Source organism: Planktothrix sp. PCC 11201 (assembly GCF_900009135.1).
Taxonomy (GTDB): domain Bacteria; phylum Cyanobacteriota; class Cyanobacteriia; order Cyanobacteriales; family Microcoleaceae; genus Planktothrix.
Window position 1 is genome coordinate 94,105 of record NZ_LT797704.1, and the last position, 23,149, is coordinate 117,253.

27 protein-coding genes and 1 pseudogene are annotated in these 23,149 nt (G+C 39.5%); 10 read left to right on the forward strand and 18 right to left on the reverse strand.

The features are described from left to right. Positions 1-244 precede the first annotated feature (244 nt). Both pheT and PL11201_RS15690 read left to right on the forward strand, forming a co-directional pair. Positions 245-2,740: a phenylalanine--tRNA ligase subunit beta gene (pheT, locus tag PL11201_RS15685; RefSeq protein WP_079679877.1), complete on the forward strand. Its 2,496-nt coding sequence runs from the start codon at positions 245-247 to the stop codon at positions 2,738-2,740. A 37-nt stretch (positions 2,741-2,777) separates the two neighbouring features. Beyond that, on the forward strand, positions 2,778-3,047 hold the full coding sequence (locus PL11201_RS15690) for a YciI family protein (protein ID WP_079679878.1): 270 nt from the start codon (positions 2,778-2,780) through the stop codon (positions 3,045-3,047). 104 nt (positions 3,048-3,151) lie between these two features. On the opposite strand, the gene PL11201_RS15695 is transcribed toward PL11201_RS15690, so the two are convergent. The 3 genes from PL11201_RS15695 to yvcK all read right to left on the reverse strand — a co-directional run bounded on the left by PL11201_RS15695 (position 3,152) and on the right by yvcK (position 5,628). Next, the gene (locus PL11201_RS15695; RefSeq protein WP_079679879.1) at positions 3,152-3,622 is read right to left on the reverse strand and encodes a DUF2141 domain-containing protein; all 471 of its coding nucleotides are present in this window, start codon (positions 3,620-3,622) and stop codon (positions 3,152-3,154) included. A 108-nt stretch (positions 3,623-3,730) separates the two neighbouring features. Continuing rightward, positions 3,731-4,204, reverse strand: coding sequence for a tRNA (adenosine(37)-N6)-threonylcarbamoyltransferase complex ATPase subunit type 1 TsaE (tsaE, locus tag PL11201_RS15700; RefSeq protein ID WP_079679880.1), 474 nt, complete (start codon positions 4,202-4,204; stop codon positions 3,731-3,733). A gap of 80 nt (positions 4,205-4,284) precedes the next feature. Next, positions 4,285-5,628, reverse strand: a complete 1,344-nt coding sequence (yvcK, locus tag PL11201_RS15705; protein WP_234996718.1) for a gluconeogenesis factor YvcK family protein — start codon at positions 5,626-5,628, stop codon at positions 4,285-4,287. A 255-nt stretch (positions 5,629-5,883) separates the two neighbouring features. On the opposite strand from yvcK, the gene PL11201_RS15710 reads away from it, so the two are divergent. Then, on the forward strand, positions 5,884-6,759 hold the full coding sequence (locus PL11201_RS15710) for an ABC transporter ATP-binding protein (protein ID WP_079679882.1): 876 nt from the start codon (positions 5,884-5,886) through the stop codon (positions 6,757-6,759). Positions 6,760-6,893: 134 nt separating this feature from the next. On the opposite strand, the gene PL11201_RS15715 is transcribed toward PL11201_RS15710, so the two are convergent. Genes PL11201_RS15715 through PL11201_RS15725 form a run of 3 tightly spaced genes read right to left on the reverse strand, consistent with a single transcriptional unit; the run spans position 6,894 to position 8,397 of the window. Continuing rightward, positions 6,894-7,313, reverse strand: coding sequence for a type II toxin-antitoxin system VapC family toxin (locus PL11201_RS15715; RefSeq protein WP_079679883.1), 420 nt, complete (start codon positions 7,311-7,313; stop codon positions 6,894-6,896). After that, complete coding sequence (locus PL11201_RS15720; RefSeq protein ID WP_144017780.1) at positions 7,310-7,588, reverse strand: hypothetical protein; 279 nt, start codon at positions 7,586-7,588, stop codon at positions 7,310-7,312. Before PL11201_RS15720 ends, PL11201_RS15715 begins: the two co-directional genes overlap by 4 nt. Positions 7,589-7,599: 11 nt before the next feature. Beyond that, positions 7,600-8,397 carry a hypothetical protein gene (locus tag PL11201_RS15725; RefSeq protein WP_079679884.1) on the reverse strand — a complete coding sequence of 266 codons (798 nt, stop codon included), beginning with the start codon at positions 8,395-8,397 and terminating at the stop codon, positions 7,600-7,602. A 351-nt stretch (positions 8,398-8,748) separates the two neighbouring features. Here PL11201_RS15725 and PL11201_RS15730 point away from each other — a divergent pair, with 351 nt between their 5' ends. The 3 genes from PL11201_RS15730 to PL11201_RS15740 all read left to right on the forward strand — a co-directional run bounded on the left by PL11201_RS15730 (position 8,749) and on the right by PL11201_RS15740 (position 12,275). Then, positions 8,749-11,370 carry a C2 family cysteine protease gene (locus PL11201_RS15730; protein ID WP_079679885.1) on the forward strand — a complete coding sequence of 874 codons (2,622 nt, stop codon included), beginning with the start codon at positions 8,749-8,751 and terminating at the stop codon, positions 11,368-11,370. A 390-nt stretch (positions 11,371-11,760) separates the two neighbouring features. Then, on the forward strand, positions 11,761-12,024 hold the full coding sequence (locus PL11201_RS15735) for a BrnT family toxin (RefSeq protein ID WP_234996719.1): 264 nt from the start codon (positions 11,761-11,763) through the stop codon (positions 12,022-12,024). Then, positions 12,021-12,275 (forward strand): BrnA antitoxin family protein, encoded by a 255-nt coding sequence (locus PL11201_RS15740; protein ID WP_026795732.1) that lies wholly within the window; start codon positions 12,021-12,023, stop codon positions 12,273-12,275. The genes PL11201_RS15735 and PL11201_RS15740 overlap by 4 nt, the downstream gene beginning before the upstream one ends. Before the next feature lie 124 nt (positions 12,276-12,399). On the opposite strand, the gene PL11201_RS26820 is transcribed toward PL11201_RS15740, so the two are convergent. The 3 genes from PL11201_RS26820 to PL11201_RS15755 all read right to left on the reverse strand — a co-directional run bounded on the left by PL11201_RS26820 (position 12,400) and on the right by PL11201_RS15755 (position 13,451). Beyond that, a complete protein-coding gene (locus PL11201_RS26820) occupies positions 12,400-12,675 on the reverse strand; it encodes a type II toxin-antitoxin system VapC family toxin (RefSeq protein ID WP_200816785.1) in 276 nt (91 codons plus the stop codon). Positions 12,676-12,831: 156 nt separating this feature from the next. Further along, a complete protein-coding gene (locus PL11201_RS15750) occupies positions 12,832-13,047 on the reverse strand; it encodes a hypothetical protein (RefSeq protein ID WP_079679886.1) in 216 nt (71 codons plus the stop codon). A 104-nt stretch (positions 13,048-13,151) separates the two neighbouring features. After that, positions 13,152-13,451 carry a type II toxin-antitoxin system VapC family toxin gene (locus PL11201_RS15755; protein ID WP_255377694.1) on the reverse strand — a complete coding sequence of 100 codons (300 nt, stop codon included), beginning with the start codon at positions 13,449-13,451 and terminating at the stop codon, positions 13,152-13,154. A gap of 7 nt (positions 13,452-13,458) precedes the next feature. On the opposite strand from PL11201_RS15755, the gene PL11201_RS15760 reads away from it, so the two are divergent. Next, the gene (locus PL11201_RS15760; RefSeq protein ID WP_079678737.1) at positions 13,459-14,571 is read left to right on the forward strand and encodes an IS630 family transposase; all 1,113 of its coding nucleotides are present in this window, start codon (positions 13,459-13,461) and stop codon (positions 14,569-14,571) included. Between the two features lie 134 nt (positions 14,572-14,705). Here PL11201_RS15760 and PL11201_RS15770 read toward each other — a convergent pair whose 3' ends face one another. The 3 genes and pseudogenes from PL11201_RS15770 to PL11201_RS26825 form a co-directional block, all read right to left on the reverse strand. Then, a complete protein-coding gene (locus PL11201_RS15770) occupies positions 14,706-14,969 on the reverse strand; it encodes a hypothetical protein (protein ID WP_079679888.1) in 264 nt (87 codons plus the stop codon). A gap of 133 nt (positions 14,970-15,102) precedes the next feature. Then, a pseudogene (locus PL11201_RS15775) lies at positions 15,103-15,435 on the reverse strand (type II toxin-antitoxin system PemK/MazF family toxin); the annotation flags it as partial. A gap of 15 nt (positions 15,436-15,450) precedes the next feature. Then, positions 15,451-15,705, reverse strand: coding sequence for a hypothetical protein (locus PL11201_RS26825; protein ID WP_079679889.1), 255 nt, complete (start codon positions 15,703-15,705; stop codon positions 15,451-15,453). A 194-nt stretch (positions 15,706-15,899) separates the two neighbouring features. Between PL11201_RS26825 and PL11201_RS15785 the strand changes: the two genes are divergently transcribed. Then, a complete protein-coding gene (locus PL11201_RS15785) occupies positions 15,900-16,217 on the forward strand; it encodes a hypothetical protein (protein WP_079679890.1) in 318 nt (105 codons plus the stop codon). Continuing rightward, entirely contained in the window at positions 16,214-16,492 is a 279-nt protein-coding gene (locus tag PL11201_RS15790; protein WP_200816786.1) for an aspartyl protease, read from the forward strand. The genes PL11201_RS15785 and PL11201_RS15790 overlap by 4 nt, the downstream gene beginning before the upstream one ends. A 107-nt stretch (positions 16,493-16,599) precedes the next feature. Here the strand turns inward: PL11201_RS15790 and PL11201_RS15795 are convergent, their stop codons facing one another. The 4 genes from PL11201_RS15795 to PL11201_RS15815 all read right to left on the reverse strand — a co-directional run bounded on the left by PL11201_RS15795 (position 16,600) and on the right by PL11201_RS15815 (position 20,451). Then, positions 16,600-17,520 carry a transposase family protein gene (locus PL11201_RS15795; protein ID WP_079676644.1) on the reverse strand — a complete coding sequence of 307 codons (921 nt, stop codon included), beginning with the start codon at positions 17,518-17,520 and terminating at the stop codon, positions 16,600-16,602. Between the two features lie 325 nt (positions 17,521-17,845). After that, positions 17,846-18,139, reverse strand: a complete 294-nt coding sequence (locus tag PL11201_RS15805) for a type II toxin-antitoxin system Phd/YefM family antitoxin (protein WP_200816787.1) — start codon at positions 18,137-18,139, stop codon at positions 17,846-17,848. Positions 18,140-18,219: 80 nt separating this feature from the next. Beyond that, on the reverse strand, positions 18,220-19,947 hold the full coding sequence (locus tag PL11201_RS15810) for a succinate dehydrogenase/fumarate reductase flavoprotein subunit (protein ID WP_079679891.1): 1,728 nt from the start codon (positions 19,945-19,947) through the stop codon (positions 18,220-18,222). Between the two features lie 213 nt (positions 19,948-20,160). Continuing rightward, positions 20,161-20,451 carry a hypothetical protein gene (locus PL11201_RS15815; protein ID WP_079677063.1) on the reverse strand — a complete coding sequence of 97 codons (291 nt, stop codon included), beginning with the start codon at positions 20,449-20,451 and terminating at the stop codon, positions 20,161-20,163. A 349-nt stretch (positions 20,452-20,800) separates the two neighbouring features. Here PL11201_RS15815 and PL11201_RS15820 point away from each other — a divergent pair, with 349 nt between their 5' ends. Beyond that, positions 20,801-21,343: a pentapeptide repeat-containing protein gene (locus PL11201_RS15820; RefSeq protein WP_079677062.1), complete on the forward strand. Its 543-nt coding sequence runs from the start codon at positions 20,801-20,803 to the stop codon at positions 21,341-21,343. A 12-nt stretch (positions 21,344-21,355) separates the two neighbouring features. Here the strand turns inward: PL11201_RS15820 and PL11201_RS15825 are convergent, their stop codons facing one another. Both PL11201_RS15825 and PL11201_RS15830 read right to left on the reverse strand, forming a co-directional pair. Next, the gene (locus tag PL11201_RS15825; protein ID WP_079677061.1) at positions 21,356-22,570 is read right to left on the reverse strand and encodes an RNA-guided endonuclease InsQ/TnpB family protein; all 1,215 of its coding nucleotides are present in this window, start codon (positions 22,568-22,570) and stop codon (positions 21,356-21,358) included. Positions 22,571-22,755: 185 nt separating this feature from the next. After that, positions 22,756-22,962: an RNA-binding S4 domain-containing protein gene (locus PL11201_RS15830; RefSeq protein ID WP_079677060.1), complete on the reverse strand. Its 207-nt coding sequence runs from the start codon at positions 22,960-22,962 to the stop codon at positions 22,756-22,758. Positions 22,963-23,149: the final 187 nt, after the last annotated feature.

The following is a 23,149-nucleotide window of genomic DNA, read 5'->3' on the forward strand; positions in this document are numbered from 1 at the left end:
CAGGACGGACGATATGATACTGGATTTGTGTTTTACTTATTCCTCAACGACTATGCCACCCTTGAAGCATAAACATTCGTTTTCTATTAATCTTGCTCTTGTAGCAATATTTGAACGCATTGACACCCCGATTATAACACAAAATCCTTAGAGTTTCAGTGGTTGAGCTTCAACACCTTAATAATCAACACTTAACACCCGACTTGATGCAACAATGGATTAGGAACATTGAAAGCGAATCACGATGCGTATTTCTCTAAATTGGTTACAAGAACTGGTAGATATCCAGATGACCCCCCAAAATTTGGCAGAAACCCTAACGGTGGCGGGGTTTGAAGTAGAAGATATTGAAGATTGGCGTTCCTGGGCTGATGGGGTTGTCCTGGGAAGAATTATTCAGGCCGAACAACACCCCAATGCCGATAAATTAAGGGTTTGTCTAGTGGATATTGGGGGTTCAGAACCCCTGAATATTGTCTGTGGAGCACCCAATGCAGCAGCAGGAATGGTTGTGGCTGTAGCAACCCTAGGAACTTATTTACCTAAAATTAATTTAACCCTGAAAAAAACTAAATTGCGGGGAGTTTCCTCCGAGGGGATGATTTGTTCTTTAGCTGAATTGGGATTAGAAAAAGAGTCCTCGGGAATCCACAGTTTTAACCTAGAAAATCCAATATTAGGCAGTGATATTAGACCCTTATTAGGGTTAGATGATGTCATTTTAGATGTCACCGCCACGGCTAACCGCGCCGATGGTTTAAGTATGGTAGGAATTGCCCGGGAAATTGCCGCATTAACCGGGGCAAATTTAAGAATTCCTGAACCGCCGGAGTTGTTAATTACACAGCCAGATGAATCGGAATATTTAGCAATTGAAATTGCCGATAAAACCGCCTGTCCCATCTATATTGGCACGATGATTAAAGGAGTGAAAATTGCTCCTTCTCCCGATTGGTTACAACGGCGTTTACAAGCCGCGGGAGTGCGTCCAATTAATAATGTGGTAGATGTCACGAATTATATTTTATTGGAATGGGGACAACCGCTTCATGCCTTTGATTTAGATCGGCTAAAACAGGTAACTCACTCTCAAGATTTAACCGTGGGTGTGCGGTTTGCTAAATCCGATGAATCCATTAAAACCTTAGATGGTCAAACTCGGAAATTACAAGAGCAAAATCTGTTAATCACGGCTAATGATTATCCGGTAGCTTTAGCTGGAGTTATGGGAGGGGAAGAAACAGAAGTTTTTGCCCAAACTCAAAATATATTGTTAGAAGCAGCTATTTTTTCCCCCATCACTATTCGTCGTTCCGCCCGGGCGCAAGGTTTACGCAGTGAGTCTTCTACCCGTTATGAACGTGGGGTAAATCAGGCGGAATTAGAAGTCGCTTGTCGGCGGGCTATTTTATTACTAAAAGAGTTGGCTTCTGGGACTCCAACTCGTCAAGAAAGCGATCGCAGTTCCCTAGAAATTCAGACTCCTGAAATTACATTAAGGTTAGATAGAATTAATGCTATTTTGGGACAACTGAAACGAGCCGAATCTCCCTATTTATTACCCGAAGAAGTAGAGAAAACCCTGACGGCTTTAGGATGTAAATGTAGGGGCGGGTTCATTCAAATTCCGGCAATGAGCAAAGATATCACAGAACCCGCCCGTACGGAGTCTCCCAATAATTCTGTGGTTTGGCAAGTTACGGTTCCCCCCTATCGTTATCGAGATTTAGAACGGGAAATTGACTTAATTGAAGAAGTTGCCCGTCTCTACGGATATGATCAATTCCGTGACACTTTACCCCGTCAAGGAGTATCGGGTTATCTCCCCTTAGAACAGGTGGCAACCCGACAAATTCGGGCGGCTTTTCGCGGGGAAGGATTAACGGAATTAATGCACTATTCCCTAGTCAAAACAGAGGGGGATAATCAAGTGGTTTTAGATAATCCTTTGTTTGTGGAATATTCGGCTTTACGCACCGAAATGTTAACCGGATTAATTGATGCCTTTGTCTATAATTTAGAAAATGGCAATGGGCCGTTAAATGGCTTTGAAATCGGTCGAATTTTCTGGAAAGAAGGAGATGAATATAAAGAACAAGATGCTGTTGCTGGGATTATGGGAGGCGATCGCAGTTTTGGCCGTTGGGTTCGCAGTGGTCAAGAGCAACCCCTAACTTGGTTTGAAGCTAAAGGGATTTTAGAAGCGGTATTTCAGCGCTTGAATTTAACCGTTGAATATAAACCGGAATCTACCCTAGAATTGTTACACCCCGGACGCACCGCTTCTTTATGGTTACAGGGAAAACGGTTAGGAATTTTCGGACAATTGCATCCGCAACTGTGTCAAAAACAGGATTTACCGAATCAAGTTTATGCCTTTGAATTCCAGTTATCGGTATTATTAGAAGGGATGAATCGCCCCTCTAATTTAGTTCGTAAGTTCAAACCTTTTTCAGCTTTCCCCGCTTCCGATCGCGATATTGCTTTTTTCGTCCCCGTCGAGGTAGCGGTCGCAGATATTCAACGCTGTATTACCAAAGCCGCCGGAAATTTATTAGAATCGGTGGAGGTTTTCGACGAATATCGGGGTAAAAATGTACCTGAAGGTCAACGGAGTTTGGCTTTTCGTTTAGTTTATCGTGTGAGTGATCGCACCTTAACTGATAGCGATATTGATCCCTGCCAACAAAAAGTCCGAGATGCTTTAGTGCAACAATTTAACGTCAGTCTCAGAAGTTAGATATTAGTCAACAATCAACAATCAATCAGCAACAATTATGCCAAAATATGTCATGTTCGGAAGCTATTGTGAGAACGTTCTTGAGAAACGAGAACCCTATCGGGCGGAACATTTAGAACGATTAAAACAACAAAAAGAATCGGGAGTTTTATTAACCATTGGCCCGACTCAGGATGTTACTAAAATATTTGGGATTTATGAGGCGGAGGATGAAGCAACCGTGCGTCAGTTAATTGAGTCTGACCCCTATTGGCAAAATGGGATTTGGACGGAATATGATGTTAAAGCCTGGATTCAAGTCTATTAAGATTAAGGCTAAATTTATCCCACCCAAAATTTCAAAAATTATCCATTTTTGATTTGTTGAAGTAGATGAAATCCCCGCCCATTCACGGCGGGGGGGTGTCAACCCTAACCCCCTAAAAAATACTGTAATTTAATATTAATCTTAGTGTTTTCCCCCGCTACCACCACCGCCGCATCACTGAATTTGGGGGGCCCGGTGAGAATGGTGGGATTTTTAGAAAAACCAAATCCTTCGGTGGGAATTCCTAAAGCATTTCGGTTAGCCGTTTTATCGTTATTCGCATCATGAATAACGGCAATAGCATAACTACCAGGTTGTAAATTATCAAAATTCATCACCACAGGAACTTCTGTAATACTCACACAACCGCTTTTTATGGCATCATCTCCATTACTGGGGAAGCCTTTATTACTCGCAAATAAACTCGCACAAACTTGTCCATTTTTATTTTTAAACCCATCAATAGTCAGGGTTATTTTACTTTTGGTTTGAGCTTGAACATTAACAGAAACGGAAAAAATACTGACGAAAAGGAAAGAAGTCAGAAACATTAAGGGTTTTGTAGATTGAATCATTGGGGGATTTTAGGAAATGGGTTGAACGGGGATTAGTCTGTTTAAATTATCCCATAATTCAATGGTTTTGTAAAGTTGTTTTGTTTGGCGATCGCCTCCAATTCATACTCAATTTAGAAATTCAATCTGATCTAAATCCAGATTAAAATTCTCCTGACCGATATTAAATAAAGTGGCAAGACGATCACCTTTTTCTGTATAAGTTAATTCTATTTTTAGATAACTTTCCGGTTTATAGGGCAAACGATCCGCCCATTCAATGGCAATAATTCCGGGTTCTACTTCGATTCCTTCCCAATATTGTTCTAAGTTCAAGTGTTCAATTTCCGATGCTTCTAATCGATATAAGTCTAAATGGTAGAGAGGAATCCTGCCATTTAGATATTCATTAATCAAAGTAAATGTCGGACTTTCAACGCAGTCAGAAATGTCTAAACCTGCTGCTAAACCTTGAACAAAAGTTGTTTTTCCGGCTCCTAAATTCCCTTCTAATAATAGCACACTATTGGCTGGGAGCGATCGCCCTAATTGTTTCCCTAATTCATGGGTTGCTTGGGCATTGGGTAAATGGAATTGAGTCATAATTTTATATGAATAGTTTAGAAAAGATTAAGCCCTAAAGGGCTTACTACTTTGTAGTGAGTCCTTTAGGACTCTCTAACCTATGGGTTAGTTTTGCCAAACCATCTTAATAAAACTTGGGCTAACCGATAGGGATCATGGCGTAAATATCCGGTATCGGGATCAACATCCATAACATTACTCATCACAATTCTGCGACCCAATTGTTTAACCAGATCTCGATCTAAAATAACTGGATGAGAGTCCTCTTGAGCATAGCGAATTAAAGCATTAGCTGGGGGAACTGTTCCTTGAGTTAACACCGCATCAAATAATTGATAACCGCAGGCTTTATCAATGGCTTTAATATGATCGGAAACGGTATAACCATCGGTTTCCCCTGGTTGCGTCATAATATTACAAATATAAATTCGAGGAACATTTCGAGAAGCAATGGCAGCGGCGATTTCTGGAACTAATAAATTAGGAATTACACTTGTATATAAACTACCAGGGCCAATAATAATCAAATCTGCCTCTAAAATCGCTTGCACTGCTTTCGGTAGGGCGGGAGGGTTGGGGGGAATACAACCAATTGTCAAAATTTTTCCCTTAGCTTCAGTAATACTAGATTCCCCATGAATTCGGCGACCATCGGCTAATTTTGCCCATAAATTAACATCTGTTAATGTGGCGGGTAGGACTTGACCTCTAATGGCTAATACCTTAGAACTAGCGGCAATTGCCTGTTCTAAATCTCCTTCAATTTCACTCATTGCAGTTAAGAATAAATTTCCGAAACTATGTCCGGTTAATCCATCTCCGGCGGTAAATCGGTATTGAAATAATTCCGTTAATAATCGTTCTTCATCAGCTAGGGCGGCGATACAATTCCTAATATCTCCCGGCGGCAATACCCCCATTTCTCGACGTAACCGTCCTGAAGATCCGCCGTCATCTGCCACAGTAACAATGGCGGTAATATTCGCACTATATTCCTTCAATCCCCGCAATAGAGTCGATAACCCAGTTCCGCCCCCAATCCCCACGATTTTCGGCCCCCGTAATAATCGGCGATGACTCAACAAACGATCGACTAATTGTTCATCTCCGACCGGATAAAAGGCTTCGCTAATGGAATTGAGACTGCGGGTTTGACTCCAAAGAACTAGGACAACCCCCAAGGCAATCATTAATGGCCCCGAGATATAATTTGGCACAACGGTGGTAATCCATCCTAATAAATTTTTCAGCAGTTGTAGGATGTAATAAATCGGAGTCATTCCCGTCGAGATTGCCAACCCTAAACTAGCCACTAACACCCCCGTGGCGCTAACCGCCATCCACCGCTTGATAAACAACCCAGGAGATAACCATTTAAACCATTGGTTAATCATCCGGGGAGAACGATAGTTCGATAGGCCAAGATGGAGTCTGAGTTTCATAATTCTGCGGAGGGTGTGTTTGAACAAACCAGTTGACATAGATAGTGTTTTACTCTGATATACAGGCTTTTACAGACAATTTAGACTACGCGAGGTTGTACTGATCGTAAAATAACGGACTAGAGGTTAATCCCATCGGGCTATCGGTGTTTTTAATTTTTCTCAACGAGGGAGATCAAAGTGATGATAACGATTAAATCGTTTGCTTAACAACCGTATCGGGTAGAAGTTACATGATAAGAAGGGTTTAGCGAAATGATCAAAGACGGTAACAAGGGAAAAACTCCAAGGATTAAAGTTGAACCCGTCGATTTTAAGGATAACTTGGTTTTATCAAAGCAATCAGAATCTTTAGAACCTTTAATTGAATTAAAAGGAGTGAGTAAAGCCTTTGGTTCGCAACGGATTTTAGATCGGGTTGATTTAACGATTTATCGGGGAGAAGCCTTGGGAATTATCGGCCCTTCAGGAACGGGAAAATCAACGATTTTGCGAATTATTGCTGGACTTTTGCCCCCCGATGAAGGGGAAGTTTATGTGTTAGGAAAAAAACGGCAAGGATGGGTAGATGATATTACTGATCCGATTGGAATTGCTATGGTATTTCAACAGGCGGCTTTATTTGATTCTTTAACGGTGACGGAAAATATCGGTTTTTTACTCTATCAACATACGAAATTACCTACTAAAAAAATCAGGGAATTCGTGAATGAGAAATTGGAAATGGTCGGGTTGCCTAATATTGGCGATCGCTATCCCGCCGAATTATCGGGAGGAATGCGAAAACGGGTGAGTTTTGCCCGGGCAATTATGCCAAATCCAGAAAATCCTCGGGAGACTCCAGAGGTGATTTTATATGACGAACCTACCGCCGGGTTAGATCCGATTGCATCAACGGTTATTGAAGATTTAATTAGGGATTTACAACATAGTGGAAAAGGTTGCAGTACCTATAGTATTGTCACCCATCAAGATAGTACGATTCGACGCACAGCGGATCGGATTGTTTTTCTATATCAAGGTTTAGTGCAATGGCAAGGAACAATTCAGGAAGCATTTACCACCGATAGCGCGATCGTAAAACAGTTTTTTAGTGGTAGTATTGATGGGCCGATTAAAGTGGCTAAATAATATATTAATGGGGATCACGGATTTAAGAAGATTTCACGGATTTCACGGATTTTAATCTGTCCCCCAATCAAGTCGAGGGCAGGGTTAATCTCCGTAATCCTCTTAAATCCTTGATAGATAATGGGGAGTAGATATTAAGGATTTTCTAATAATAAAGCTCTAAAACCAGCTTGTATAAAATGAAGGTCAGCCGTTACTGCATTGATTAAACCTTTATCTGCCATAACAATAAATGAAATACAGTCTGTTAAACCCCAAGTTTTATCAGGGCGTGCTTGATAAAGTTGAAGCGCACGAGTTAGTAAATTTGTATCTACAGTAACAACATAAATATTGTCTGTCTGATAACATTGTTGAATAAATCTAACAGCCGGATTCCGATTAATAGCACTCAACGCATTAGCAACTTCCGTTAAAACTGCTTCTGTTACCCATACTTCATCTGCATTTCTAACGGGATTTAACCATTTTTTAGCTTGATCATGATACTGATCACGAGGATTTAATAAGGCTTGAATAAAAACCGTATCTAGCAGTAAACGGGAATTGCTCATTGAGAATTATCTGGATAACGTTTTGCTGTTCCATATAAGTAATGATCGTGATTGATTGACCAATCTGGAGGAGCCTCAACAGTTCCCATCACTGATTCTAAGACATCCCAAGCATTTTGTTGATTTTGAACAAAAGTTATCTTTTGCTCGGTTTCTTTTTCGTGTTCTGTATTCCCTTCAGTATTCAAATAAGTTTGTAACCATTCTGCCAGTTGACGGACTTCAATAGCAGATAATTTTTGAATAGCCGCTTCAACTTCTGTTAGTGAATTCATCCTATTTGATCCTAAATGAACTTAATTATAAATTCCTGCACAATCTGATCTGGATCTTCTAAACATTGAACTGGATCACAGTATTCAATCAAAAAAATTCCCTGTTTTGATAAAAAATAATCTCGTTGTTCCTGTTTTTCAGTATCGGAATATTGAATCTCTAAAACACCTAATTTGCTATTATAACAAATTAAAAAATCTACCTGTTTATAGGGTTGATCTTCAAAATTTGGTAATTGAGCTTTAGAGTTAGGAAAAAATAGCACTCCCGCTCTATCCAACGCTTCCGCTATTTTAACTTGTTCTAAGGAATGAAAACGCCATTTTTTCCAAAAATATTCGGTTTTCTGTAAATGAGTTAAAGTCTCTGATAGCTGTTTTTCTTCAAAATCATCTATTGTTTCACTTAGTTCTGATTCATTTTCTTTTATAAATGATTTATGAGATTCATTAAAGCAAGAATATAATCTTACATTTCTAAAGACTTTATCACCGGTTTTTCCACTAACATTAACTCCAATAATTTTAGTTTTATGAATTGTTAAACTTTGCCTTCGTAAATACCGCTTTAAAACGGATTTTAGATTATTTCTTTTAACCTTTTCTTCAAAAACCTCTGAAAGTTGCTTCCACAATTTCGCCGCCGTCGATTTTATATATTCATTATCATAATTTCCCTGTTTGGCAATTTCTTCGTAGGATTCTCGACCTAGCCAACACTGCTTAAATATTAACTCCTGCACATCATTTAACTGTTCATCATCGTCTAAAACAGTTTCGATGATAGCCAGTGCTTCATCAATATTCATATCAATAATATGGGATGAATGGTTTTTTACACAACCACAGATTCAGTACACAAGGGAAATACGGGTTTGGACGAGTGATTAAAAATCAAACTCCCAGGGTTTCCGGCTAGAGCCTCTGTGATATTGGGGTCAGTATATATCTTAGCAGCACTCGCCAAAATTAGCTACTTTTTATCACTTTTTGTTACTTTTTCTCACTGTGCAATCAACCGTTGAGTTGCTACAGTTTTAAAACAACTGTGAGCGATCGCACTCTACCTTACAGCCAGTAACAGCTAAAAACCAGATATATTCAGGATTCTAGCCATCAGACTCATATAAATTTAACCCATAGATAACCAGGAGATCAGGATGTTTGGCCCCAGTAATGACGGATCTTTATACATTTTAGATGACCAGTCCAATACTTTTTCCCTACAACCTAATTTTTTAACCCCCTACCCTGGTGGGTTACTAGGACTGGCCGGAAACGATAATATCACGGGTTCAGTTTCTCCAGAAATCATCAACGGAAATCAAGGAGATGACCTCATCCTTGGACAAGGAGGTGCAGATACCCTCTATGGCGGACAGAATAACGATACCCTCGATGGGGGAGATGATGATGATCTCCTGTTTGGAAACAAAGAGAATGATCTTATTGATGGGGGTTTAGGCAACGATAACCTTTTCGGTGGCCAGGGTGATGATTTTATTATCGGTAATGATGGCAATGATCAGATTTTTGGCGATTTGGGTAACGATATCCTAGAGGGTGGTGCAGGTCAGGATACCTTAGAGGGTGGTGCGGGTCAGGATACCTTAACCGGGGGCGATGGTGCAGATGTCTTTATCCTAGAGGAAGATGCAGGTGCAACAGCAACAACTGTGGATGTGATTGATTTTGATAATGCTTCTGATAGTGTTGCTTTAGCGGGTGGAATCGGTAAAGCCGATATTACTTTAGAAGTAACTTCCGATGGAACGTTAGTTAAAAATCAACAATCCGGTGCAATTTTAGCAAAATTAAGACCCCCACTTGAAGAAATGCCCCAACCTACATTTGAAGTGATAGGTCTAGATATGCCGCCACCTGTATCTGTACCTGTTACGGGACTATTACAAGGGATTTCTGGGAATGACACCCTTGAAGGAAGTCTTGTAAACGGAACTAATGAGAATTTTGTCTTATCCGGTGTGCTGGCCAATCAAACGGTAACAGTTCAGTTGAACTCAACGGGATTTGATCCGAAGTTGCAAATTGTGGATCGTTTGACAGGAAATGTTATTGCTGAAAATAGCGATATCAGTAGTACCGATACCAATTCAGAACTGTCTTTCAAGGCACAACTCGGTCAAAAATATGACATTGTTGTAGTCAGTGAAAATGGACAGAGTGGCAACTATACCCTTACCACTTCTACCTCACAGCGACCCGTGGGAGAACTGGCTTTAAATCAGACCATTAATGCTGATTTGAGTGGGACGGATGACATCGAAAACCCGTTGCGTAACCGTAGCTTTAGTGAAGATTTCCGTTTAACCAATCTTCCTTCTGGTGAAGAAGTTGCGATTAACTTAAACTCCGGTAATTTTGACACCTATCTGCAACTGATTAATCGTCAAACGGGGCAAGTTGTTACCGAAAATAATGATGTTTTAAACGCTTCTCCACCCACAGACGATTCTCAAATCAACTTTACTCCAGAAGCCGGGGTTGAATATATTGTTCGTGTCACCAGTTCGGCAGAAAATACGACAGGAAACTATACCCTAACTGCAACAAGTTCAACACCTACCCCCGTACCCTCGGACTTTTTCTCCACCTTCACCGATGATCAATTAGAAGCAATCTCCCGTGATAAAGCATCCGATGGGGAATTAAGCCGACAAGATATGTTAGATATTTTTGCCGATGCCCAAGATGGAGGTACTGTTGATGCTAACGAGTTACAAGACTTACAGAAAATAACGGATCGAGTTAGCAATTCCACACCCTTTACCATGAAAGATTCGACTTGGTATCTCTCAGATAAAGTGGTTGAAGATGTAAAAACCAAGAGTATTACTACTGCAATTGATAAATGGTTTAAAGGAACGGACAGACCTCCTGCTTCATTTACTTCATTTACTGTAAAAGATGGGAAAAGAGAATATAATCCAACAGTTTCTCTGCAATACACAACTTTACAGGGTTCCTTGTTTGGTAGTGATGGAGAAGCTCGAATCAAACATATTGATCAAAGACAATTTGGTGATTGTGTCCCACTAGCTATTCTGGGAGCAACCTTTGGTTCCCAGACCAGTGATGCTGATAATCGTGCTAGTTCCATTATCCAAAATATGATTGAGGATAATGGAGATGGCACCTATACTATTCGTTTTTATAACGGCAGTAGTTCAGAGTATGTAACAGTTGATCGTCAGGTTGTAACCCAAAATGGACAACTCTATGGAGCCGCAACTGGTGATGGTAAATTAGATCCTAATAACCCTAACAATGGTGCAATCTGGGTACCATTAGTTGAAAAGGCTTATGCACAGTGGTATCAAGATAGTCAGGGTGTTACTAATGGTTATAACGGTATTGGTAACGGGGCATCTATAAACGATGTATTTCCTAGAATTACGGGACTTTCTGTTAACAATCCCCCATCCCCAGTATCTTCAACACCTTTTGATCAAATACAATCAGCGTTAAATAATGGCAAGTTTGTTGCTGTAGGTAGTAATAACGAAGCTGAGAAAAACTCAAGCTCTTTGATTTCCGGTTCTTCAGGAGGAACCCATGCTTATTCTGTAACCAATGCTTACGTTAACTCATCAAGTGAACAACGAATTATTGTTCGTAATCCTTGGGGTTATGACGGATATAATGTCGCAACTAAAAAGTATGTAAAAAGAGATGGTGATCAGGATGGATTCGATGGATTCATTGATCTTTCTTACAATGAATTCACATCTTACTTCTCCAATGTCGTGATAACGGTGTAACTTTTTTTCTCGTTCCCAGACAACCCGCCCCTGCATTTGTGGACAGATAGGGCGGGTTTATTTGGGTTAATGATCATAACAAAAATTGACTCGAACCCGCCCCTACATCTCACAAAATCTGTAGGGGCGGGTTCGACAAAATCTTTCAAATCTCACAGATAATCTTAATAAACCCGCCCAACCCCACCAATGCTTACTTGATCTTGAGATTTTTGGGTTAATTGTTATTATAGCAATTTAGGATCGTAGGAAATGCGATCGCACTGCATTGTTAAAAATGCGATCGCCCTTTTCTTTCCTAAAGTGCGATTTTTATGATCAACTTCCTTTTTTGCCTAAAGTGCGATCTGGTTATGCTATATTATAAGTGCGTTTTGTATATACAATATCATGCAGTTTGAATGGGATGAAAATAAAAACGCCCAAAATCTCAAAAAACATGGCATTAGCTTTGAAGAAGCTCAAGAAATCTTTGATGGAATCGTTTTTAATGCCATTGATGAGCGTTTTGACTACGGAGAAATCCGAGAAATCAGTATTGGTGCCATACAAGGTGTCGTTATCGTCACCGTAGCGCATACTGAAAAAAATGGAGTTATCCGCATCATCTGGTGCAAGAAAAGCCACTCGTCGAGAAAAAAATACCTACTATGACTATCTCGCCCAAACGACTTGAGGAATTAGAAAATATTCCAGAATCTGCGATCGATACCTCTGATATTCCTGAATTAGATGCGAATTTCTGGGAAAAAGCAAAACTTGTAACACCACTGACAAAACAAGCTATTTCTTTAAAAGTTGATAGCGATGTATTAGATTGGTTTAAAAACCAAGGAAAAGGTTATCAATCTCTAATGAATGCCGTGCTGCGCTCTTATGTTGAACATCATATAAAGAACAGTTAATAAATATGCGATCGCACTCTGATCTTCATGCTTGATGTTGAGGTTTTTGGGTTAATTGTTATTATAGCAATTTAGGATCGAGGGAAATGCGATCACCTTTCTTTTCCCTTCCAAAAATACTCCCTCAAATTCTCAAATTCTCCAACACTAAAACCGTTAACTCCGGTAAAGAAGGCAACCGGGCATCATTTGTCAAAAAAAATGAAGCACCCTCACAGATAGCTGTAGCCATTAAAATAGCATCGGGCGATCGCAAACTATAAATTGCCCTCAGTTGTGCTGCTTTTTCAGCAATATCTGGAGTTAATTCAACCACAGTTAAACCTTCTTGATTGAGCAATATTTCACGATATTCTTGAGCCAAGATAGTGTTTTTTTGTTGCAGGGGATGAACTAGCACTTCTAAAGAGCGTTACTGTTGATGTCACCAGCCTAAAATCACCGCGATCAAACGATTTAAAGAAAAGCCGCATCATCTCTATATACTTGGGATTTCGCTCCATAAAGTAAATCAAAGGCGCGGTGTCTAATCCCACAACTTTTCCCTGTAACCGGGCTATCCATTCCATGAATTTCGTTCGTGATTCACATATTCTTGAGCATCAATCCCATGCCAAATTTCCTCACCCAATCCTTCTAATTCTAAAATACTCCGTTTAGGTTTAGGCTGAAATCGGTGACGAACATATACTAATAATTCAGAGATAAGTCGCAGTTGCTCATCTGGTGTAAGTCTTAGAACCTCAGTCAGTACGCTGCTATAAGTAGACATTATGCTTGATGTTGAGATTTTTTTACTGGTTGTTATTATAGCAATTTACGATAGAGGGAAATGCGATCGCCCTTAATTTTCCGAAGTGCGATCGCCCATCTTTCTTAAGCCTCAAACGGGTTAATCAATGTGATCTCAGCAATCCACCGAAAATCGTCTATATTTCTTGTCACTAAAGTTATGCCATAAACCAAAGCTGTTGCCGCAATAATAGCATCCCCAAGAGTCATTCTCCTTATCTGTCGCAACGCCACTGCTTGATCAAGTACAGTGTTAGAAATCGGTAAAACCTCCACAACATCAAAAAACTCCTCAAAATACAATCTATAATCTTCAGTTAGTCGGTGATAAGCTGTTAAGCATCTAAATAGGGTATAATAAAAAACTAAGTTTAGAAAAATCAATAAAAAGATGCCTGCTAAAAATCACTTAAATGAAAAGCAAGTAGAGAAACTACAGAAAAGATTGAAAGAGGAAGAAAATGGACAAATTAGAGAAAGAATCTTGATTCTACTATTGCTAAATGATGGTAAAAAACAAAGTGAAATTGCCAATTTTTTGGGATGTTCAATAAATAAAGTATGTTATTGGTGTGTACATGGAGATCCGGACAAGTTAGAAAGCCTAAAAGATGAAAGAATGAAAGGAAATTATAGAAAAGCCACAGATAAATATATAGAGATATTATTAGAAACTGTAGAAAAAGAACCGGAAGAATTAGGATATGAATTTGGGAGATGGACAGGAGAAAGATTGGCAACTTATTTAGAACAAATCACAGAAATAAAATTAAGTGGTTCACAAGTGAGAAGGATATTAAAGAAAAAAAAGTATGTTTACTTGTGGGCAAAGTATAGCTTGGAAGAGAAAAGAGATCCAGAAAAAAGGAAATTATTTAAAAATAAAATAGAAGAGTATTTAAAAATAACAAAAGAAAGTCCAGAACAATTACAGGTATGGTTTTGGGATGAAAGTGGATTTAATTTAAGAGTAATAAAAAGAAAGAACTGGTGTAAAAAAGGAAAGAGGAGAAAGATTAGAGGAGACAGAAGAAAAGGAAAAGTTAATGTTATGGGAGGATTGAGGTACTCGGACAAAAAAAGATTTGTAGAATTTCTGGATAAAGGGAATGCAAATAATTTTTATCAAGTGTTAAAAAGTTTTTATCAAGAGCTAATTCATGAGTGGGTATTAGCGGGAAATCAAGCAGAAGAATTTGTAGAAAAAGGAGCCAAGATTGTCATTATTCTTGATAATGCAAGTTTTCACAAAAAAGAAGAATACCTAGAAAAAATCAAAGCAGAAATGCCGAATATCTATTTAGAATTTCTTCCAGAATATAGTCCAGATTATAATTTAATTGAATTGGTCTGGCATTCAGCTAAAGAATATATTGCTAATCGACTCTTTAAATCAGTTGATGAGCTAGAGTGTTTATTGCATCAGCTTTTAAATGAGGGACAGTTATCTATTAAATGGGGACGTAAACTTAAAAACAAAGGTAATGCTATAATCACAGTTTAAATGCACAACAGCTTAGCCCAAGACTTCAACGTAACTTATTGCCGATACAACTATGTCATGTTCGCCAATAAACTGCCTAATCTTCGAGTTTTCCAGTTGGGAAGCGTAGATAATAATATTACTATCAAGTAGCATTATTCATCCCTACTTGGAAGTGGACGATCTTGACGCAATTCTCGCTGCCATTCCACAGGATCGCTAATATCAGCACAGACATTACTTGCTGCAATTTTTTCCAATATTTCAACTGTTTTTTGGCGGCGAAACTCAGCACTTAGACTTGATCGATCTTCTTGTAAAGTAACGTAAACTCTGATCGGGTGATCGCTCTGTTTGGGAACCTCCCGCGCCCATTCTAAAAGGTTTCCCTTCAATATAGCTTCATATATTCTCTGCATACCATCTCTCAACTATTTTTTTACTATTCTAACTCTTGAATGACTGTTTCGTCCCTGTCTTCCCCAAACGGTGATCGCACATTTCTATCTTCCCCAAAAATGTGATCGCACTCTGATCTTCTCCAAAATGCGATTAAACTTGACCAGGCAAATCCAACGCAATTAATAGAGCTTGATTCAGCAGAAGTATTGCTTCATCACTAAGTATTCCTCGTAAACTCAATAAACGAGATTTAGATAATACCCGTACTTGATCTGCCATAGCTATAGAATCGTTGGTTAATCCACCGTCGGGAGCTTTAATTAATACTTGAGTCGGATAAACTCGTTTACCAGTTTGATAAGTAGTGCAGGGAATAGCTAAAACTACAGGGCTATATGTATTGATTGTAGCTCGACTAACGATAATAACAGGACGGGTTCCTCCTTGTTCAGAACCCTCAACAGGTTCAAGTCGAGCATCATAGACTTCTCCCTGTGTTTATACTGAGGATTCCCCCAATTGCAACGCTTCCCAACTCGCTACCGCAAACTCAGCCTCCATCTGTAGCACTTGAGATTGATACTCTGGATCTTGTGTCATTTCAATCAGTGCTGCATCAATTTCTGATCGTTTACCCTGAGTTTGGGTTGTTACCCGATCGCGCATCAATGCTAACAATACTTCTAAAAGTTTTTGTTGCTCGTCAGGAGTGAGATTTTGAGCCTGACTCAGTACCTCGCTGTAAGTAGACATTATGCTTGATGTTGAGATTTTTTTTGTTGGTTGTTATTATAGCAATTTAGGATGGAGGGAAATGCGATCGCACTTCGTTTTCAAAAATGCGATCACCCTTCTTTTACCTAATCAAATGGATTTAATATACTTTTAAAAGGAAATACAAAAGTATGTTAGGATCTAAGAGGTATAAGTCCTGAAGATTTAACTCCATGACTCAATCACTACCAAAAAAAAGCCCACCTCGCGGCAGAATATTCCCAGAACACACCTTATCACCCGAAGCACTAGCTCGACGCAAAGCTGAACGCGAAGTATTTCATAAGCGTTGTCGAGCAATTTTTGAGCAAGTTCGCCCCGATCTCATCGCAGAACACTATGGCTGGTATATTGCCATTGAACCTGACAGCCGCGATTATTTCATTAACAAAGATCAAGAAGTAGCTAGTCAAGAAGCACGTCATAAACACCCTGATGCCGTACACTGTATGTTTTGCTTAAATGAAAGTGGAGCTACTGGCAAAATATGATTCAGGGTACTTTTGGAAGTAGGGGTGAACTGTTTTTTGAAATTGATTTGATTGCTGCTGATGGCTTAAATCTAACTGTGGAGGCAATGCTAGATACGGGATTTACAGAATTTCTGGCAATTAATAAACAAGATTTAGATGGTCTGGATTGGCAATTCATCCGGCAAAATGAAATGATCACAGCACAAGGAGAAAGCACTTTTGATGTTTATGCTGGCAAAATACTATTAGACATCTCCGAAAATCCTCAAATGCCCTCTATCGCTACTTTTTGAGTCTCTAGCACTCCTGTGCCGGTTTCTCCTAAAGTAACGGATTCATAGGCTTTTTCAGTTACATTAATAATAATTAATGAATTTTATTTCTGATATTCAATCATTTTTCAAAAGTATTCTGGGCAATTCTTAGATGATAATACAATCGCTCCTATTCGCCATCTTATTAGTCCACATACTGTCAAGATTACTGCTTCATAATTTTGGCTCTTTAACCGAAATCTTTCTGAAGCAACTCGATAAATTTTTATCAGTCTTATTAAATGTTCGACTACAATCCTTTGTTTGGCTTTTAACCGATTTTCTTCTCGATTTTCAAGGGATATTTCTTGATTCCTCGGTTTCTTATGTGGTGTATTAATTGCTGTTTCCCCTACATAAGCTTTATCCCCCCTGTATTTTTGATGATTCCCCAATTCCTCCCTTCTTTCTCTCCACAATTTCAGATCGCTTGTTGCTCCGGTATAACCCACAGCTACATCCACTATTTCTTTCCCGCTCGGCATGACAATGACTTGATTTTTAAAGGTATGTGTTTTTTTCTTTCCTGAGTAATATTTTTTCTGCTCTTCATTGTCTGTTGGTCTTTGCATGGGCTGTTCATAGCTATCTACTACTAACTCATATTCCAGCAGAATTTTTTCTACCCACTCCCAATCACTCTCGTTTTTTTTTACTTGCTCAAGTAAACTGGCTGGCAGTAATTCTCTCAATATTTTTATCCCGTTATGGAAAATATCATTCGCTGTTGATTCACTCACTTCAAACTGTAACCCTAACATTTGAAATGTGGGCATCTGATGCAGATAAATTAGAGTTAGTAAGATTTGTTCCTCCACAGATAATTTCTGGTGACGACCCCCACCTGCTTTAATCAACCTGATCTTAGCTTTTTCTCGTTCTTGTCGTTTTTCTTGTTCTAATAACTCCGCGGCTTGAATTAGTTCTATCAACTGTTCATATTCCATCCCTAATAGCCTTTTTGTTTGCTGGGGATTCTTGTCCAGATAGCCTCTTAATTTAGTCATCTCTCCTTGGGGTAAAATCAAATTTTACCATCTTGCTATCCCTCCCCATTTTTATTTCGGAGATGTCTATTAGGTGAACAAGAATTCGAGATTCCAGTTTTTGCAGGTGATGAGATTCCTGAAGTTTTACTCGGTTCGAGATGGTTAACAATCTTGCCGTTGGCGGTGAATTTTTTGGCGGGAGTTCTCACATTGGGGTAATAACTGATTCTGTCAATCGATCTTGACGTAACTCTCGCTGCCATTTCACCGGATCACTAATATCAGCACAGACATTACTTGCTGCAATTTTTTCCAAGCATATCATCTCTCAACTATTTTTTTACTATTCTAACCCTTGAATAATTGTTTCGCCCCTTTCTTCCCCAAAGTGTGATCGCACATTTCTATCTTCCCCAAAATCTGGTAATGGTGCATCAAAATCATTACTTGTCCATATTTCTCCCCGGTGTAGTCCGGCTATTCGAGGTACATTTTGTTGAGAAATAGGAACTAGACGAGCCAACGGGTTATTACCATCTGTCAGTAAAATCTCTGTCCCTTCATTAACCAGGTGTAATAATTCTTGTACACTCATTTGTGCTACACTAATATCTACTATTTTTTGAACTGTGGTCATATTAAGTTACCATATTGTTACTATTATATCTCGATTGTAGTAAGCCCTTTAGGGCTAGGAGGCGTGAACGCCTCACTACTTTAATATTTGCGTTCTTGGGGTTCAAATAGGGTAATTTTTACCGGACGATAGGCTAAATCAATACCCGCCGGAGAATAATAAGCCAAAGTATGTTTGAGGAAACTTTCATCATTGCGTTGAGGATAATCTTCTCGACTATGGGCACCTCGACTTTCCTGGCGGTTTAAGGCAGAAGTTAAAATCATATTTCCTACGATCATCAGACTTTTTAACTCCAACGCTTCAATTAATTCTGTATTCCAACATTTGCCTTTATCATCTAAATAAATCCGTTGATAACGATTTTGCAATTCTTTAATTTGACTTAACCCTTCTTGCATAATATGATCAGTTCTAAACACACCACCATGAGAGGTCATGGCATCTTGGAACTCTTGGCGCAGTTTCGCAATTCGATAGTCTCCTGACTGATCTAATAACCCTTGTAATTGCGTTTGGGATTCTTTCAAATAACGCTGTTCATCAATTGTTGGTAACTTGCGATTTTGCACAAATTGGGCAATAGCCGCCCCGGTTCTTTTTCCATAAACCACACATTCTAATAAGGAATTACTGCCTAAACGATTGGCTCCATGTACCGACACACAGGCGGCTTCCCCTGCGGCAAATAAGCCATCCACAAAACTATCAATACCGCTTAAAACTTGCCCATTAATATTAGTCGGAATACCTCCCATAGAATAGTGAACTGTTGGACGCACAGGCATGGGTTCCACTGCCGCATCAATTCCTAATAAACGGTGGGCTTCTTCCCAACAAAAGGGAATCCGACTCATGATTTTTTCCCGTCCCAAATGTCGCAAATCTAAATAAATATAAGGCCCCCCAGAACTGCCATCGGGGTTAATTCCTCGTCCGGCTCGAATTTCTAAAGTAATCGCCCGAGAGGTAATATCTCTGGGTGCTAATTCCATCCGACTCGGGGCGTAGGTCGCCATGAACCGTTCCCCATTACTATTAATTAAATAGGCGCCTTCCCCCCGCACAGCCTCGGAAATTAATACCCCCACCGGATATAAACCCGTGGGATGGAACTGGACAAACTCCATATCTTGCAGGGGAACTCCCGCCATTGCCGACATCGCCAACCCGTCCCCCGTTGAGGCGTAATCATTGGAAGTCGTATTAAATGCCCTACCATACCCCCCGGTGGCGAACATCACCGCCTTAGCCCGCACAACGGTTAACTGTCCGTCATTAATGCGGAACATGACCACACCCTTCGCCTGTCCATCTTCTAAGATCAGACGCAGGACGTACCATTCATCATAAATCTGCACACCATAGCGTCGCAGGTTGTTCACCAGTTCGTGTAAAATCGCATGACCAGTTTTATCGGCGGCGTAACAGGTGCGATTATGGGAATGGCCGCCGAAGGCGCGTTGAGCGATGCGACCATCGGGAAGACGGGAAAATAAGACGCCTAAATGTTCTAAATCAATAATGACATCCGGGGCTTCTTTGGCTAAAATTTCGACGGCATCTTGGTCAGCTAAATAGTCTGAACCCTTGACCGTATCAAAGGCGTGGGCTTCCCAACTATCACTTTCATCAATATTTTTTAAAGTAGCCGCAATACCCCCTTGGGCGGCCACGGAATGGGAGCGGATGGGGTGAGTTTTGGCAACAATGGCTATATTTAAGCTGGGGTTAGTCCGGGCAATTTCTACCGCCGCCCGACATCCTGCCAACCCGCCCCCAACAATAATCACATCATGTTCTAGCATCTTAATCAGTTATCAGTCATCAGTTAAGGAGTTATCAGTTAAGGAGTTATCAGTTAAGGAGTTATCAGCATAAGAGTTATCAGCATAAGAGTTAATCAATTAACTGTAAACTTCTTAACTATTAACTGATAACTGGTACGGGCGGGTTCTTTTAGATTTTTGTTAATCACCTAAATTTTGATGAACCCGCCCCTACACTGATAACTGATTTGTTTAGGAAGCCGGAAATTCAGCACGACTGGGTTCGTCTTCAATCAAGGGATCTACGGATAAAATTTCAATATGGTTAAATAAAGTGGTGACGAATGCAAAGAGCAGGAAAGGTAAAGACAGCACAACAATTAGGCCAACCGTCGCTAAAGCATAAATTTGACGGGTTGTACTCCACAGGGCTAGGGAAGTTGCTAAGGCGATAAAGATGACAATTAACCAAACGATGATTTGGCTATAGATATCGCCATAGGTTAGTGTGCATCGAATACGATACTTTTTCAGATCTTGCATTGGTTCTCTCTCGATAATATTACTTTAAACTTCCAGGTTAAAGGATTGATTCAATTTTGGAAAATTTCTCAACATTTTAATCACAGTTGTAATTTAACTTTACATTCTGTCAAACATTCGGCATCGAAAATACTCAATTCTTTATTCTTTCAGGGATTCTTAACATCTAACTTTAATTCTTATTGCTTAAGAGATATGAAATCACTCTACTTTCTTTGCTTTTTGACTTAGCAGAGCAAATTAAAATTTGTTATGGTAAACTCGATGAAGTATAAATCACAAGATTTAGAGAGCCTAGATTGGCAATTCATCAGACAAAATGAAATGAATGGGATTTAGGCTGAATATTATGGATGGGTTGGAATTATTGCAGCGAAAGGCAAAAGGAGAATGGAGTTTTAAAGGGGTGGATTTAAGAGGGGCAGATTTGCAAACTTGTGATCTAAGTAAGTTAGTCTTTATCGGGGCGGACTTGAGTGGGTCAAATCTCAGTTACGCAAATTTAAGTCGAGCTTCGTTGCGCGGGGCCAACTTAATGGGGGCGAATTTGAGTTATGCCATTTTGAAACAAACCAGTTTATATAGCACCCAAATGATGGGGGCAAATCTTTCCCATATTAATCTCAATGGAGCGAATTTAACTCAAGCTAATTTAAGTTATACTAATCTTTATCAAGCAGATTTAAGCGATGCAACTTTATATGAATGTAATTTAGAAAATGCCTGGTTAGTGGGGGCAGATTTACGCGATACCGATTTACACAAAGCCAATTTTAAAGCCGCTAATTTAACCGATGCTAACCTAACCGATGCCATCGGGTTTAATCATGAAGATGCCATGATTTACAATACGATTATGCCCAATGGTCAAGTCCTATTATCAATGTTTTGACACTCCCTGTGCCTAAAGGCGTGGGGATTCTTTGTTCATAGAGCCAACTTGCTCGAACAGGATTTCTCCAGCCCGAGTAGAGGTCGATTCTCCCAAAGCGTTGCTCATGTCTAGCATGAAAGTTCCCGTATGCCCTACGGTACTCAATCCTCGACTAAGGATATTTCTAGCTGCATTTTCATCTCTATCCATGACACAACCGCACCTACAAACATGGGTTCTAGTGGATAGCGTTTTCTTAACAATTTCACCGCAACTAGAGCAATATGAGCTGGTATATTGCGGATTTACCGCTACCGTGACTCTTTCAAATACTTTCCCAAAATATTCAATCCAGACCCGAAACTGATACCAAGATGCGTCATTAATAGACTTAGCTAAACAATGATTTTTTACCAGATTTTTAATTCTCAAATCTTCGTAGGCTATCAAGTCGTTAGACTGAACTACGCACCGTGCTAATTTCACAGCATGGTCTTTACGTTGCCTACTTATTTTGAGGTGGCGTTTCCCTAAAATCTGTCTAGCTTTGCCTCGATTTTTTGAACCTTTGACTTTTCGGGAAATCCGACGTTGTGAACGTTTAAGAACCTTTTGACCTTGACGGAGAAATTTAGGATTCTCAACCGTGACTCCATTTGAATCGGTGTAGTATTCCTTCAAGCCCACATCTAGTCCAATAGTATTTCCAGAAGGTTTTGTATTTTCTTTCCGGTCAACATCGACACAGAATTGAACATACACGCCGTCTGCACGTTTTACTAATCTCACCCGTTTTATTTGGCTAATTTGGTAAAAGTGTAAGTCGCGTGTGCCTTTTAACTTGAGTTTACCAATATTTTTTTTATCGGTAAACTTTATGGATTTTCTATCATCTGCAAGTTTCCAACCCGTTGATTTATACTCAACAGAACGGCAGTTTTTCTGGAATTGGGGATATCCTTTTTTACCCGGAATTGACTTTTTGCAGTTCTCGTAAAAACGGGAAATAGCAGACCAGGCTCGTTCAGCACAAGATTGTCTGGCTTGAGAATTGAGTTCATTAGCAAACGGAAAATTCTTCGCAAGCACGGCGCAATATTTATTTAAATCATACTTATCTATTTTTTGATTATCCATCCAATAGCGTAAACAGCTATTGCGGACAAATTGTGCTGTACGAATTGCTTCCTTTACTGCTTCAATCTGACTGGCTTTTCCGTAAGTTTTGAACTCAAATACTAACATTGCCTTACCTCTCGCCTGATTTTTTATACTATATCTTTGGGCACAAGATTGGCTGATATTTTAACAAAGGNCACTAACATTGCCTTACCTCTAGCCTGATTTCTTATCCTATATTTTTGGGTACAAGATTGGTTGATATTGCAACAAAGGTTTACAATAAAAAGCCTAAGTAGAACTTAGGGGTTTTAAACCCATTTTTCCGATAAATTAACCGTTAAGGTTTTTCCATTAACCAACACTTTATCCCCTGTGACTAACTTTCGTCCCCTGCGAGTTTCAACCTCACCATTGACTTCAACATCACCAAATTTAATTAGGATTTTGGCTTGTCCCCCGGTGGAGACTTCACCCATAAATTTTAGAAATTGATCGAGTTTAATGGTTTCAGACATAAATCAAAATCGGTAAACAGTAAACAGTTATAGCAAGAGGCAATAGGGAATAGGCAATCTCGCTATAGGTAAATACTTACTGTGAGCAGCTTTTAGCTTTCAAGAATGTCCTAATAGATGTAGAGACTGCTATATCAGTTATCAGTGTAAGATTTATCAGTGTTTACAGTTAATAAAAAATTAACTG